Origin of the sequence: Pseudomyxococcus flavus, assembly GCF_050038885.1 — a bacterium.
In the GTDB taxonomy this organism is placed as follows: Bacteria; Myxococcota; Myxococcia; order Myxococcales; family Myxococcaceae; genus Myxococcus; species Myxococcus flavus.
Map to the genome: position 1 here is coordinate 2,888,043 of NZ_CP143624.1, position 14,049 is coordinate 2,902,091.

At 71.0% G+C, this 14,049-nt stretch carries 11 protein-coding genes; 4 read left to right on the forward strand and 7 right to left on the reverse strand.

The window, feature by feature from the left end; genetic code table 11:
• Window positions 1–65: 65 nt before the first annotated feature.
• Entirely contained in the window at window positions 66–4,535 is a 4,470-nt protein-coding gene (locus VZL07_RS12180; protein ID WP_426755675.1) for a discoidin domain-containing protein, read from the forward strand.
• 63 nt (window positions 4,536–4,598) lie between these two features.
• Here the strand turns inward: VZL07_RS12180 and VZL07_RS12185 are convergent, their stop codons facing one another.
• The 4 genes from VZL07_RS12185 to VZL07_RS12200 all read right to left on the reverse strand — a co-directional run bounded on the left by VZL07_RS12185 (window position 4,599) and on the right by VZL07_RS12200 (window position 8,290).
• Window positions 4,599–5,321, reverse strand: a complete 723-nt coding sequence (locus tag VZL07_RS12185) for a YebC/PmpR family DNA-binding transcriptional regulator (RefSeq protein WP_426755676.1) — start codon at window positions 5,319–5,321, stop codon at window positions 4,599–4,601.
• Window positions 5,322–5,460: 139 nt separating this feature from the next.
• Window positions 5,461–5,664: a YbdD/YjiX family protein gene (locus tag VZL07_RS12190; RefSeq protein WP_426755677.1), complete on the reverse strand. Its 204-nt coding sequence runs from the start codon at window positions 5,662–5,664 to the stop codon at window positions 5,461–5,463.
• A 1-nt stretch (window position 5,665) separates the two neighbouring features.
• A complete protein-coding gene (locus VZL07_RS12195; protein WP_426755678.1) occupies window positions 5,666–7,732 on the reverse strand; it encodes a carbon starvation CstA family protein in 2,067 nt (688 codons plus the stop codon).
• Window positions 7,733–7,906: 174 nt separating this feature from the next.
• On the reverse strand, window positions 7,907–8,290 hold the full coding sequence (locus VZL07_RS12200; protein WP_426755679.1) for an Mpo1-like protein: 384 nt from the start codon (window positions 8,288–8,290) through the stop codon (window positions 7,907–7,909).
• A gap of 201 nt (window positions 8,291–8,491) precedes the next feature.
• Between VZL07_RS12200 and VZL07_RS12205 the strand changes: the two genes are divergently transcribed.
• Window positions 8,492–9,577 (forward strand): hypothetical protein, encoded by a 1,086-nt coding sequence (locus VZL07_RS12205; protein ID WP_426755680.1) that lies wholly within the window; start codon window positions 8,492–8,494, stop codon window positions 9,575–9,577.
• Between the two features lie 3 nt (window positions 9,578–9,580).
• On the opposite strand, the gene VZL07_RS12210 is transcribed toward VZL07_RS12205, so the two are convergent.
• Window positions 9,581–9,934 (reverse strand): winged helix-turn-helix transcriptional regulator, encoded by a 354-nt coding sequence (locus VZL07_RS12210; protein WP_426755681.1) that lies wholly within the window; start codon window positions 9,932–9,934, stop codon window positions 9,581–9,583.
• Between the two features lie 169 nt (window positions 9,935–10,103).
• Between VZL07_RS12210 and VZL07_RS12215 the strand changes: the two genes are divergently transcribed.
• Complete coding sequence (locus VZL07_RS12215; protein WP_426755682.1) at window positions 10,104–10,706, forward strand: malonic semialdehyde reductase; 603 nt, start codon at window positions 10,104–10,106, stop codon at window positions 10,704–10,706.
• Between the two features lie 21 nt (window positions 10,707–10,727).
• Here VZL07_RS12215 and VZL07_RS12220 read toward each other — a convergent pair whose 3' ends face one another.
• Both VZL07_RS12220 and VZL07_RS12225 read right to left on the reverse strand, forming a co-directional pair.
• Window positions 10,728–11,498 (reverse strand): class I SAM-dependent methyltransferase, encoded by a 771-nt coding sequence (locus tag VZL07_RS12220; RefSeq protein ID WP_426755683.1) that lies wholly within the window; start codon window positions 11,496–11,498, stop codon window positions 10,728–10,730.
• Window positions 11,499–11,536: 38 nt separating this feature from the next.
• Window positions 11,537–12,001 (reverse strand): acyl-CoA thioesterase, encoded by a 465-nt coding sequence (locus VZL07_RS12225; protein WP_426757287.1) that lies wholly within the window; start codon window positions 11,999–12,001, stop codon window positions 11,537–11,539.
• Between the two features lie 179 nt (window positions 12,002–12,180).
• Here VZL07_RS12225 and VZL07_RS12230 point away from each other — a divergent pair, with 179 nt between their 5' ends.
• Window positions 12,181–14,007 carry a metallophosphoesterase gene (locus VZL07_RS12230; RefSeq protein WP_426755684.1) on the forward strand — a complete coding sequence of 609 codons (1,827 nt, stop codon included), beginning with the start codon at window positions 12,181–12,183 and terminating at the stop codon, window positions 14,005–14,007.
• Window positions 14,008–14,049 lie beyond the last annotated feature (42 nt).

Below are 14,049 nucleotides of genomic sequence, written 5' to 3' on the forward strand. Positions count from 1 at the left end.
CCGTTCTTCGTCGCTGCGCGCTGGTTCACCCCCTCCCCCACTTTCTCCAACGGTCCGCTTTTCCCATGCGTGTGCCAATTTCCCGTGTGCAGGACGCGCACGGTCCCTGGCTGTCTTTGGCCCGGGCCTGCGCCGTCGTCGCGGTATGGCTGCTGGTGGCCGTGGGAGGACGCGTGGAGGCCCAGATGGGCCCCAACCTCGCGCTCAACCGGCCGGTGGTGACGTCCTCCTCGGAGCCCGGGCTCACCGGCAACTTCGCGGTGGATGGCGATGGCGGAACGCGCTGGGGCAGCGAGTTCGCGGAAGGCCAGTGGATCTACGTGGACCTGGGCCAGCCCACGGCCATCTCCCGCGTGGTGTTGACGTGGGAGACGGCATACGGCCGGGGCTACCGCGTCCAGGTCTCCAACGACGCCGCGGGCTGGCAGGACGTGCGCGTCGTCACCGACGGCGACGGCGGCGTGGATGACCTCTCGGTGACGGGCAACGGCCGCTACGTCCGCATCCTCGGGACGCAGCGAGGCGCCATCGACTACGGCTACTCCCTGTGGGAGCTCGCCGTGTACGGGGGCTCGCATCCGTCGGGTGACCTGGCCCGGGGCCGGCCGGCCACGGCCTCCAGCGTGGAGGGCAACGCCGCGCACCTGGCGCCCGGCTACGCGGTGGACGGTGACGCGACGACGCGCTGGTCCTCCGACGATACCTCGCATGACCAGTGGATTCGGGTGGACCTGGGCTCCACGCAGCAGGTCGGCCGCGTGGTGCTGGACTGGGAGGGGGCCTACGGCAAGCAGTACGTGATTGAGGGCTCCACCAACGACACCACCTGGGCGGCGCTGGCGCCCCCCATCACCGACGGCGCGATGGGCCGCCGTGACATCACCGTGTCGGGCAGCGCCCGCTACGTGCGCATGCGCGGCATCGAGCGCGGCACCGGCTATGGCTACTCGCTCTGGTCCTTCGAGGTGTACGCGCCCGGCGGCGGTCCCCAGGAGCCACTGCCGCAGACGACGCCCCAGACGGTGAAGCTGATGTTCCCGGAGCTGGCCTACGCGAAGATCAACGTCTCGCCCGCGCCCCTCAGCGTCACGCCCACGCCCGAGGAGGGCAACACCACGCCGTCGGTGCGCAACCCGCCCGGGCCCTTCACCTACGAGCTGACCTTCCCGCCCAACACCGTGGTGACGATGTCGAAGAACCAGTTCTCGCCCACCGCGCCCAACACCGACATCCGGCTGGCCGTCACCACGTCCACCGGTACGGTGCTGCGCGGCCAGACGGTGTCCGCGCTGGCGGTGCAGGGCGCCGAGTGGCAGGTGGAAATCTTCTCCACCGGCACCAGCCCTGATGGCAGGGACCGCACCATCATCCCCGACCCCTACCCGAAGCAGCCGCCGCCCGCCGTCGCAGGGGCCTTCCGCGTGGTGGCGCCCGCCAACGAGGCGGTCATCACCACCACCCGCCGGCCCACGCTCCAGTGGGCGCCCGTCACCGGCGCCACCGGCTACACGGTGTTCGTCAACCTGAGCCGCAACGACTACGACTGGATGGCGCCGGGCAGCCTGCTGGACCGCTTCACCCAGGTGGGCACCACCACCGGCACCTCGTTCACGATGCCGGAGGACCTGCCCGACCGCTGGACGTACAAGTGGTACGTCGTGGCCAACCTGGGTAGTGGCGGCACCAGCCGCTCCGACCTGCGCACCTTCAGCGTGTACCTGCCGGTGGTGGAGACGGCCGATGACGGCGTCGCGCTCATCAACGGCCGGCGCGACCTCAACAAGAACGGCGTCATCGACCCGTACGAGGACTGGGCCAACCCCATCTCCGTCCGCGTCAATGACCTGATGTCGCGCATGACGCTGCACGAGAAGGCGCTGCAGATGTTCTACGAGGCGCGGACGGTGCCCGAGGCCGGCTTCACCATGGGGCCGCTCAGCCCGCAGGACATCGTGAGCTTCCAGCGCGCCTCCGCGCGCACGCGCCTGGGCATCCCGCACATCGACGCGGGTGACACCATCCACGGCTTCAAGACGAGCTGGCCCACGCAGCCCGCGCTCGCCGCGTCGAGGGATTTGGACACCGTCTACGAGCTGGGGGACATGCAGCGCCGCGAGCAGCTCGCGGTGGGCAGCCGCGGCACGCTGTCACCGCTGGCCGAGGTGGGCACCAAGGTGCTCTACCCCCGCATCCAGGAAGGCGGCGGCGAGGACGCCGACCTGGCCGCTGGCATGACACGCGCGCTCATCGCCGGCCTCCAGGGGGGCCCCGAGGTGAACCCGCACTCCCTCTGGGTGACGACCAAGCACTGGCCGGGCCAGGGCGCGGGCGGCGAGGGCGGCATCACCTACGACGGCACCACCATCCACTACCACATGCGTCCGTGGCACGCGGCCATCGAGGCGGGCACCAGCGGCATCATGCCCGGCTACGCGGGCAGCTGGCTGCTCGGGCCAGAGGGCTGGGGCGCGGGTGACAACCCCGGCATCCTCAACTACCTGCGCCAGCAAATGGGCTACACGGGCGTCATCTGCTCGGACTGGCTGCCGTCGGGAGCGTGGTCGCGCTCGGCGATGGCGGGCTCGGACGTCATGGGCGGCGCCAACCCGCAGCAAATGGGTGACTTCGAGAGCGTCGTCACGCCGGCCCGCATCGACGAGGCCGTGCGGAGGATTCTCGACCTGAAGTTCCGCCTGGGCATCTTCGAGGACCCGTACCGCAACGGCCCCGCGGGCACGTCGGAGTGGCACACGGCCGACCACAAGGCCCTGGTGCGCCGCGCGGCGCAGAACGCGATGACGCTGCTCAAGAATGACGGCGCGCTGCCGCTGCGGCTGCCCGCGGGCTCGCGCATCGTGGTGGCGGGCCCCCGCGCGGATGACCCGTCCTGCATGGTGACGTGGCGCTCCGACTTCCACGGGACGGAGTTCGGCGCCCCCACCATCTACCAGGCCATCAAGCAGCGCGCGGAGCAGGACGGCATCACCGTCTACAAGGACGCGGCCCCGGCGGGCGTCACCGTCAACGCGGCCATCGTCGTGGTGGGCGAGAGCTACTTCACCCACGGCACCGAGTGGGACAAGGAGAAGCCCTACCTGCCCGGCGACCCGATTGGCCCGCCGCACGACGCCCAGTGGGGCGACCAGTACGGCCTCATCACCGGCTTCCGGGCGCAGAACATCCCGGTGACGACGGTGATGATTCTGCCGCGGCCCTACATCCTGACCAACGTGGTGCCCCAGACGAACGCGCTGCTGATGGCGTACCGCCCCGGCGACATGGGCGGCCCCGCCGTGGCGGACGTCCTCTTCGGCGACGTGCTGCCTCGCGGCCAGCTCCCGTGGCAGCTGCCGCGCTCGCTGGACCAGATTGGCACCGACGTGGAGACCAACCAACTGGAGCAGTGGGACCTGCCCTTCGACCTGGGCGCCACCGCCGCCCAGCGCGCGGAGATTCGTCAGCGGATTGCCCAGGGCCTGCCCATCTCCCCGGTGTACGGCAACCCGCTGTACCAGTACGGCGCGGGCATCCAGGGCTTCGGGCTGTCGGACGCGACGCCGCCCACGGCCTTCACGCTGCTCACGCCGGCGCCGGGCTCCACCATCTCCACGCGGCCCACCTTCACGTGGACGGCCAGCAGTGACCCGCAGACGGGCATCCACCGCTACGAAGTCTATCTGGACGGCAATCCCTTCCCGGTGGCGACGACGAAGACGCCCTCGGCGACCCTCTCCAACGTGTCCCTGGGCAACGGCGCGCACACCTGGTTCGTGCGGGCGTACAACTGGGCGGGCGGGGTGACGACGTCCGCCACGGCCACCTTCACGCTCAACGACACGGCGCCGCCAGCGGCCTTCACCGCGCTGTCTCCGGCGGCCGACGCTTCCGTGCCAGGCGCGTCCACGACGTTCATCTGGGAGCAGACCACGGACGTGGGCGCGGGCGTGTCGCGGTATGTCCTGATGGTGGATGGCGTGGACCGCACGCCCGCGGTGACGCCACGGGCCTACGTAGGCACCAGCACCAACCTGGCGCTGGGCCGCAACGTCGCGGCCACCTCGTCCGAGTTCGGCTCCCCCAACGACGCGGTGGACGGCAACCCGGAGACGCGCTGGGCGAGCCGCAACGACGTGCCCAGCCCCGACACGGAGTCCATCACCGTGGACCTAGGCGCGGTGTACGCCATCAAGCGCGTGGTGCTGCGGTGGGAAGCCGCGTTCGGCCGCCGGTACGTGGTGGAGACGTCCATCGACGGCAGCTCGGGCTGGAGGCCGCTGTACACGGAAGCGAACGGCGACGGCGGGGTGGATGACCTCACCGGCCTGAGCGGCGTCGGGCGCTACGTCCGGATGCGCGGCGTGGAGCGCGCGACCGCCTACGGGTACTCCCTGTGGGAGCTCGAGGTGTACGGCGTGGGCACGGAGCAGATGACCGTGACGGGCCTCGCCACGGGCAGCCACACGTGGCGGGTGCGCGCCGTGGACGGTGCGGGCAACAGCACGCTGTCCAACGGCCCCATCCCCTTCACCAAGTAGCCGGGTGATGCCGGGGGCCACCGTGAAGCAGGCGGTGGCCCCTTCGGGCGCCTGGGAGGCGCCTCACGCCAGGTTGTGGAACACGCGCTGGACGTCGTCGTCCTGCTCCAGCGCGTCCACCAGCTCCAGCACCTCGGTGGCCTTGTCCTCGGGCAGCTCGATGGGGTTCTGCGCCACGTACTCCGAATCCGCGGACACGGGCGTCAGGCCCTTCGCTTCAATGGCGGCCTGGAGCTGACCGAAGTCCGCGAAGGCGGAGCGGATGATGATCTGCTTCTCGCCCTTCTCGCCCACGCCCTCGCCCATCTCCTGGAGGCCGTGGTCGATGAGCTCCAGCTCCAGCGAGTCCAGGTCCAGGCCCTCCGGGTTCAGCCGGAAGACGCCCATGCGCTGGAACATGAAGGCCACGCTGCCGGAGGTGCCCAGGTTCCCGTTGTGCTTGTTGAAGTGCATGCGCACGTTCGCCACCGTGCGCACCACATTGTCCGTCGCCGTCTCCACCAGCAGCGCGATGCCGTGGGGCGCGTAGCCCTCGTAGAGCACGATTTCGTAGTCGGTCGCCGACTGGCCGCTCGCGCGCTTGATGGCCGCGTCGACCTTGTCCTTCGGCATGTTCGCGGCGCGGGCGTTCTGGAGCACCCGGCGCAGCGTGGAGTTCGAATCGGGATTCGGCCCACCTGCCTTCACAGCAATGGCGATGTCCTTGCTGATGCGGGTGAACGTCTTCGCCATCTTGTTCCAGCGGGCCATCATCGTGGCCTTGCGCGTCTCGAAAATGCGTCCCATGGAGGGGATGTATAGGTCGGCCGCGTTCCGCGTGGCTACTCCCTGTCGAGCCCCCTGGGCGTCAGATGTCCACCGGGAAAGGTCGCCCGGTGCACGCACGGGCAGTCCCATTCGCCCGTCCGCCCCGCCGGGGAGCCGCTCAGCAGCAGCGTCCTCCGCCCCCGCGGTACCGGGCCCGGAGGCGCTCGTCGAAGAACCGCGCATAGCTCATCACCTCCCGGTCCGGGTGGTGGCGGCGCATGTGCTCGACGTAGGTGTCGTAGTCCGGAACGCCAATCATCAGCCGGGCCGCCTGCACCGCCTTGCGCCAGGCCCGGCCCAGCCCTGCCCACACGGTGGCCATGTCAGCGGACCTCCGCCGCGGGGAGCGGCACGGCGGGAGCCTCCTTCGCGGTGGGCTCCGGCGAGCGCCAGGCGGCCCGCGCCGCGCGCACACCGAAGAGCACCGTGGCCACCACCAGCACCATGAACGCGCCGGTGAGGGTGGCATCCAGGTAGTCGTTGCCGATGATGCGCTCCATCTCCTCCACGGAGGCCGCGGGCGCCACCACCTGCCCCTGCGCCGCCGCGGCGGAGAACTGACGCGCGTGGGCCAGGAAGGAGACGCGCGGGTCCCCGCCGAACACCTTCTGCCAACCCGCCGTCAGCGTGCAGAGGACCAGCCACGCGGCGGGCACCGCCGTCACCCAGGCGTAGCGCTCGCGCTTCATCTTCACCAGCACCACCGTCGCCAGGGTGAGCGCGATGGCGGCCAGCATCTGGTTGGCGATGCCGAACAGCGGCCACAGCGTGTTGATGCCGCCCAGCGGGTCCACCACGCCCTGGTAGAGGAAGTAGCCCCAGGCCGCCACGCAGAGGGCCGTGGCAATCATGTTCGCCGCCCACGACTCGGTGCGCTTCAGCGGGGCGTACACCAGGCCCGCCAGCTCCTGAATCATGAAGCGGCCCACGCGCGTGCCCGCGTCCACCGTGGTGAGGATGAACAGCGCCTCGAAGAGGATGGCGTAGTGGTACCAGAAGGCCATCATCCCCTCGCCCGCCACCAGGCCGTGGAGAATCTGCGCCATGCCCACCGCCAGCGTCGGGGCGCCGCCCGCGCGCGACAGGATGGTGGACTCGCCGATGTCCCGGGCCGTCTGGCTGAGGACCTCCGGGGTGATGACGAAGCCCCACTGGCTGATGGTGCGCGCGGCCTCCTCCACCGTGGTGCCAATCACCGACGGCGGCGAGTTCATGGAGAAGTACACACCCGGCTCCAGCACCGAGGCGGCGATGAGCGCCATGATGGCGACGAAGGACTCCATCAGCATGGAGCCGTAGCCCACGATGCGAGCGTCGCCCTCGCTGGCCAGCATCTTCGGGGTGGTGCCGGACGAGATGAGCGAGTGCCACCCGGACACCGCGCCGCAGGCGATGGTGATGAACAGGAAGGGGAACAGCCCGCCGGAGAACACGGGCCCCGAGCCGTCGATGAAGCGCGTCACCGCGGGCATCCGCAGCTCCGGCGCGGCCAGGACGATGCCCACCGCCAGCAGCAGCACGGTGCCAATCTTCAGGAAGGTGGACAGGTAGTCGCGAGGCGCCAGCAGCAGCCACACCGGCAGCACGGAGGCGCAGAAGCCGTAGGCGATGAGCATCCACGCCAGCGCCCGGGCGTCGAAGGTGAACGCCGGGCCCCAGTCCGGGTGCTCGGCCACGTGGCCGCCCAGCCAGATGGACAGCATCAGCAGCACGAAGCCGGCGATGGAGACCTCCAGCACGCGGCCGGGGCGGAGGTAGCGGAGGTAGAGCCCCATCAGCACGGCGATGGGCATCGTCATCGCCACCGTGAAGGTGCCCCAGGGGCTGTGCGCCAGCGCCTTCACCACCACCAGCGCCAGCACGGCGAGGATGATCATCATGATCATCAACACGCCAATCATCGCCGTCACGCCGGCGGCGGGTCCCAGCTCCAGGCGCACCATGTCGCCCAGCGACTTGCCGTCGCGCCGCACGGAGAGGACCAGGATGACGAAGTCCTGCACCGCGCCGGCCAGCACCGCGCCCACCAGAATCCACAGCGTGCCGGGCAGGTAGCCCATCTGCGCGGCCAGCACCGGGCCCACCAGCGGCCCCGCGCCGGCGATGGCGGCGAAGTGGTGGCCGAACAACACCCACCTGTCCGTGGGCACGAAGTCCAAACCGTCGTTGCGGAGGTGGGCGGGGGTGGCGCGCAGGGGGTCCACGCGCAGCGCCTTGCGCGCCACGAAGCTTCCGTAGAAGCGGTAGCCGATGAGGTAGACGGAGACGGACGCCACCACCAGCCAGATGGCGTTGATGCTCTCGCCCCGATGCAGGGCCACCGTGCCCAGGCTCACCGCGCCCACGATGGCGAGCAGCACCCAGCCCAACTTCCGCGCGACTCCGCCCATGCATGCCTCCGTACGGCCGCGCCCGCCCCGTCGCGAACGGTGCGGGCCAGCTGTGACGGTCGGCTATAGCCTGAGCTGTACGGGTCGCGTGACAGATGCCGGGCGCCGAGTGTCGTCCGTCAACACGGACTCACCACGCGTCCCGGATGCCCCGTGAAGCCCTCCGCGGGCGCGCTACGGGACCTGCTGCGCCGCGGGCACCGCGCGATTCACCTCCCCGGAGCCCATGCCACCGGCGCGGGCGCGCTCCAGGTGCGGAGCCAGCCTTCCGGCGGCCATCAGCCCCGCCATCCGGAAGTCGGAGATGAGCGACCAGAGCGGGTACTTGAACGACGCCGGCTTGTTCCGCTCGATGACGAAGTGGCTGAACCACGCGAAGCCGTAGGCGGCCACCAGCGCGGCCGGCACCAGCGCGGCGCGGCCCGTGGCGGCGGCCGTCACGCCCAACCCCACCCCCAGCGTGGTGCCCGTGAAGTGAAGCCAGCGCGTGGAGGGCAGCGCGTGCTCCCGCAGGTAGAACGGCCAGAACTCGGCATAGGTCTCGATGCGGTCGGACATGATGTGAAGTTAGGGCGCCAGGGCGGCCCCCCGTCAACCCACCCCGAGGCCACAGCGTGTAGGCATGGACAGGCCCGGGTACGCCTCGCACGTCCACCGGCCGGGCAAGCCGTCCAGCAGACATCATGTTTTCCACCGCGATGCCGCTCATCGGTGTCGGGGCCTGCGCGCGCCGCGCAGGTCATGAAAGACTCCAGGCCGATGACGGAATGGACGCCCAAGCCGAACCCCGCGGTCGACCTGCGGACGCTGGCCCTCAGTCCGGAAGAGGGCTTCGTGCTCTCGCGCCTGGATGGTGCCACGCCCGCCAGGAACCTGCCCGCGCTGACGGGACTGCCGCCGGAGCGGCTGCGGACCATCCTGTCCCGGCTCGTCACGCAGGGCGCCATCCTGCCCACCCCGGCTCCGGGCCCGGCGGCAGAGCCCCCTCCCGTCGCCTTCGAGCCGCAGCGCGTCACCGCCGCCACTCCGGCGGCGCCCACCGAGGAGGAGCTCCCCGTCCTCGACTTGACGCAGCAGGACGCGGAGGCCGCCGACGCCGTGCCGGAGGACGGGCCCGAGGCCGAGGACGAACCCGAAGCCGCGCTGGGCAACTACCGCCAGCTCTTCGAGTTGCGGCTCCATCCCCTCCCCGAGGATCAGCGCGTCGCCCACGCCCACGCGGCGGAGGACCCCGTCCTCTCCGCGCTGTGCTTCGACCCGGTGCCCGCCGTCATCAAGGCCGTGCTGGAGAACGCGCGCACGGGCCTGACCCACGCGCGGCTGGTGGCGCGCTACCACCGCAACCCCGTGGGCCTGGAGGCGCTCTGTGCCCGCGCGGCCTTCGCGGCGGACACGGGCGTGCGGCGCTGGCTGGTGCGCAACCCGCAGCTCCCGGCCAGCCTCTTCCGGCGGCTGTGGAGCGCGCGCCGGCTCATGGAGCTGCACAAGGTGGGCAACGACCGCGACGTGCCGGAGTCCACGCGGCGCTCGGCGCGTGAGGTGCTGCGGCAGCGCTTCGCCAGCGGCCCCGCCGAGGAGAAGGTGGAGCTCATCCTCAACACGGAGGGCCGCGCGCTGGCGGCGCTCATCGGCCTGCCGGTGGACGGGAAGACGGCGTCGCTCCTGTGCGGCCGTACCTACCGCTCGCCCATGCTCATCCAGAACATCGCCCGCTGGAGCGCGGCCCCGCCGGCCCTCATCGCGCACCTGCTGAAGCAGGAAGCGGTGCGGCGCCAGCCCCAGCTGCGCATGCTGCTCGCCCGCCACCCCAACGCCCCGGCGGACGTGAAGCGCGGCGGCGCCTGAGCCTCACGCGGACTTGCGCTTGCGCGCGGCGGCGGGCTTCACGTCCACCCAGCGCTCCGCCCACTTGCTCAGCTCGTCGACGACCTTCCAGAGCGCCTGCCCCTTCTCCGTGAGCTGGTACTCCACGCGGACGGGAGGCCCCGGGTCCACGTTTCGCGTCACCACCCCCTCGGCCTCCAGCTCCTTGAGCCGCTCCGACAGGACGCGCTCGCTGATGGTGCCAATCGCCTCGCTCAGCGCGCCGAAGCGGTGAGGCCCCGCCAGCAGGAGGCGCAGGATGAGCCCCGTCCAGCGTTTTCCCATCAGCTCGCTGGCTTTCTCGTACCGCGCACAGCGGGGTGTCAGCGCGTGCTCCATGGTGCCTCCGCGCCCAATATAGCGAGCCCCCCGGCCGCCGGCATCGGAACGCCCAGTCACTTACTTTTTGGAAGTAACTTGCACGATAAAAGTCCCACCGTTACCTGGGAGGCGTGGCGACGGCCCCCCAGCGGCCGTGCGCCGGACCTCTCCAGGAAGGGACACGCCCATGACGACGCAGCAGGCCCGCCTCGACGACACCGCGCTCGACCAGCTCTTTCTCAACGCCCGCACCCACAACGCGTGGCTCGACAAGCCGGTGGCGGACGACGTGCTCCAGCAGCTCTACGCGCTCACCCGGATGGCGCCCACGGCGGCCAACTCGCAGCCGGTGCGCATCGTCTTCGTGAAGAGCCGCGAGGCGAAGGAGCGGCTCAAGCCCGCCCTGTCCCCGGGCAACGTGGACAAGACGATGAACGCGCCGGTGACGGCCATCATCGCGTACGACACCGAGTTCTACGAGAAGCTGCCCCAGCTCTTCCCCGCGCGCGACATGAAGTCGGGCATCGCGAGCCGGCCTCCCGAGGTCCGCGAGAAGATGGCCTACATGAACAGCTCGCTGCAGGGCGGCTACTTCATCCTCGCCGCGCGGGCGCTGGGGCTGGACTGCGGCCCCATGGCCGGCTTCGACAACGCGCTGGTGGACGCGGCGTTCTTCCCGGACGGGAAGTGGAGGTCCAACTTCCTCGTCAACCTCGGCTACGGCGACGCGGAGAAGCTCTTCCCGCGCAACCCGCGCCTGGACTTCAGCGAGGCGTGCCGCATCGAGTAGCGCCGGGCGCCTCCGCCGCGCTCAGGCCCGCCGCGCCGTGAGGATGGGCTGATGGAAGCCCGTCTCCTCCGGCGTGTACCACCGCGTGTCCACCAGCCCCGCGCGCGTCAGCGCGTGCTCCAGCTCCACGCGCTGGAGCACGCGGTACATGCCGGTGTGCTCGGTGGCCTGCCAGCCCTTGCCCTCCGGGCGCAGGATGAACTGGTGCACCGTGTACGTGCGCCCGTCCGCGGCCCAGTCCCAGATTTGGAAGAGGATGCGGCGGCCCTCGGGCGTCTCCAGCAGCCGCTCCGAGGTGAAGCGCGGCTGGCGCTCCACCAGTGCGTCGGTGTCGCGGACGCTCAGCACCACCAGCCCGCCCGGCGCCAGCTTCGACGCCATGGCACGCGCGGCCGCGTCCAGGTCCGCGTCCGTCAGCAGGTGCGTCACCGCGTTGTCCATGGCGAGCACCACCGGGAAGGTGCCCTCCACCTGCGCGCCCAGCGTGCGCAGGTCCGCCACGCCCGTGGTGAGCTGCACGTTCATCGCGCGGGCCTCGCGCTCGGCGCGCGCCACGGCGGCGGGGCTCAGGTCGGTGGCGTGGACGGTGTAGCCCCGGCCGGCCAGTCCCAGCGCCTGCGTGCCAATGCCACACGCGCAGTCCAGCACCCGCCGCGGCGGCGGCGCGTCGCAGCGGCGCAGCAGCGCGTCCAGCATGGCCCCCTGCCGCTCCACGGCCTGGGGCCAGTTGGCGAAGAGCAGGTGGTACTCCTCCGCCATGCCCTCGTAGAAGCCCAGCGCGAGGTCCGTCATGCGCGGTGTCGGCGTCTCGGACAGAAGCGTCCCCTCCCTCACGTGCTGAAGGAACGCCCCTCGAGCGCCTCGATGGCCGCGCGGATGGCCGCGGGCACGGGGACCTTCTCGTGGGTCGCGTAGCGCAGGGTGACGACGACGCAGCTTCCCCGGGTGTAGAGGACGCCATCGTCCTCCCCGGCCACCGCGTGCTCCAGCGTGATGGACGAGTTGCCGATGCGGGTGGCGCGGCAGCCCGCCACCAGGCGCGTGGGGAAGAGGATGGGACGCAGGTACTCCGCGTTCGTGGCGGCAAGAATGGGCCCCACGCCGTCCCGGGTCGTCCGGTCGTCTCCCGCGCCCGACGGGCCCGTCAGGCCGATGCGCGCGAAGTACTGGATGCGGGCGGTCTCGAACCAGGTGAAGGTGCGCGTGTTGTTGGCGTGGCCGAAGGCGTCCATCTCCCCCCAGTGGAGGGGAAAGGAGACGACCACCGGGAAGTCCTTGAGCGGTGAATCCGGCATGGCGCCAGGGTGCCCCAGCCGGAGCCCCCTGGGAACCGCGAACCGCGCCCGCCTGGCCTGCAGGCGAGCGCCTTCGCCGTGGTAATCCAGGACTGCCATGCGTTCACGATTCCGCACCTCCTCGCCCGCGGCCCCCGGGCTCATCGTCCTCCCCTGCCTTCGCCTGGAGCAGCGCCCCCATGGCCGCTGAGCGCGAGCAGCCGGTCCCGGAGCGCGAGGAACGCATCGAGGAAGCACCGCGCCCCTACGCGGTGTCGTCGCGTGAAGGCCCGCCGCGCTCCGACCCGAGCCTGACGGCGCGGCAGCAGAAGCGGGCGGACATGGTGCGCTGGCTGCACCCGGCACAGTTGCTGCGCACGGGCCTGGATGCACTGGTGGCGGCCGTCTTCGGCGCGCGCGCGGACCACCGGCTCATCGAAGCCGTGGTGCGGCCCCAGCCGCCCTACTTCGACTACTCGCAGGAGCCGGTGACGGAGAGCGGCTTCTGGCTCGACTACGTGTCGGACACCGGCGACGGCTGGAACTCCACCTACGCGGTGGCGCGGCTGCTGGCGCTGCCCGAGCTGGCACTGACCGTGCGCGGCGAGCCCCCCACGCAATCCCACGTCACGCTGCGAGGCCGGCTGCTCGTCTTCGGCGGCGACGGCGTGTACCCCGGCGCCAGCCGCGAGGTGTACGACGAGCGGCTCGTCCAGCCCTACGAAGCGGCGATGCGCCGCTCGCACGCGCCCAGCCCCGACCTGTTCGTGATTCCGGGCAACCATGACTGGTACGACGGGCTCGGGGCCTTCCTGCGGCTGTTCTGCGCCAACCGGTGGATTGCGGGCCGCCGCACGCGGCAGAGCCGCAGCTACTTCGCCCTGAAGCTGCCGCAACGCTGGTGGCTCGTCGGCACCGACGTGCAGCTCAACAGCGACATCGACGTACCGCAGGTGGAGTACTTCCGCGAGGTGGCCACGCACATGGGCCCCGACGACCGCATCATCCTCTGCAACGCGGAGCCCGCGTGGATTCTGGCGGCCACGCAGCGGCGCAAGGGCAGCTACCTGGAGAACAACCTGGAGTACCTCCAGGAGAAGGTGTTCGGCCGCCGCATCAACGTCTTCCTCGCGGGGGATTTGCACCACTACCGGCGGCACGAGGACGCGGGCGGCCGGCAGAAAATCACCGCGGGCGGTGGCGGCGCCTTCCTCCACCCCACGCACGCGCCCTCCGCCCACGTCCTGCGGGACGGCTACACGCTGCAGAAGAGCTTCCCGGACGAGTGGACGTCGCGGCGGCTCGCGCGGCAGAACCTGCTCCTCATCCGCCACAGCCCGCTCTTCGGTCTGATGACGGGCGCGCTGTACCTGCTGCTCGCGCTGGCGGCCTACGCGGAGGTGGGCTCGTTCGGGCTATCGCAGCTTCCGGAGGTCATCCTGGCGGTGGCCAACAGCATGGTGGCCCGGCCGTGGACGCTGGCGCTGGGCCTGGCCACCATCGGCGGGCTCATCGGCCTGGCGGACTCGGCCTTCGGCAAGTGGCGCACCCTGGCGGGCACGCTCCACGGGCTCGCGCACATCACCGCCGCCTTCTTCGTGGCCTGGGGCGCCACCTACTTCACCGTGAGCGGCCTGGGCGTGTGTCCGGAGCTGGCGGCGGACGGCATCCACTGCGAGGCGGGCTGGTGGCACCTGGCGGGCAAGTTCCTGCTGTCCTCCGGCTTCACCTTCCTGGGCGGGTTCCTGGTGGGCCCCTTCGTCATGGGCCTGTACCTGTGGCTGAGCGTGAACCGCTTCGGCGCCCACTCCAACGAGGCGTTCATCTCGCTGGCCTTGCCCGACTGGAAGAACTTCCTGCGGCTGCGCATCGGTGAAGACGGACGGCTCACCGTGTTCCCCGTGGGCCTCGAGCGGGTGCCCCGCAGGTGGAAGGAGACCCACGCGGGGCCCTATTCGCCCGCCTTCGACCCGGACGACCCGAAGGCCACCGAGCCCCAGCTCATCGAGCCCCCCATCCGCGTGTGACGCGGGGTCCGGGCCGCACCCGCCCGTGTCCTCAGCCTTCCA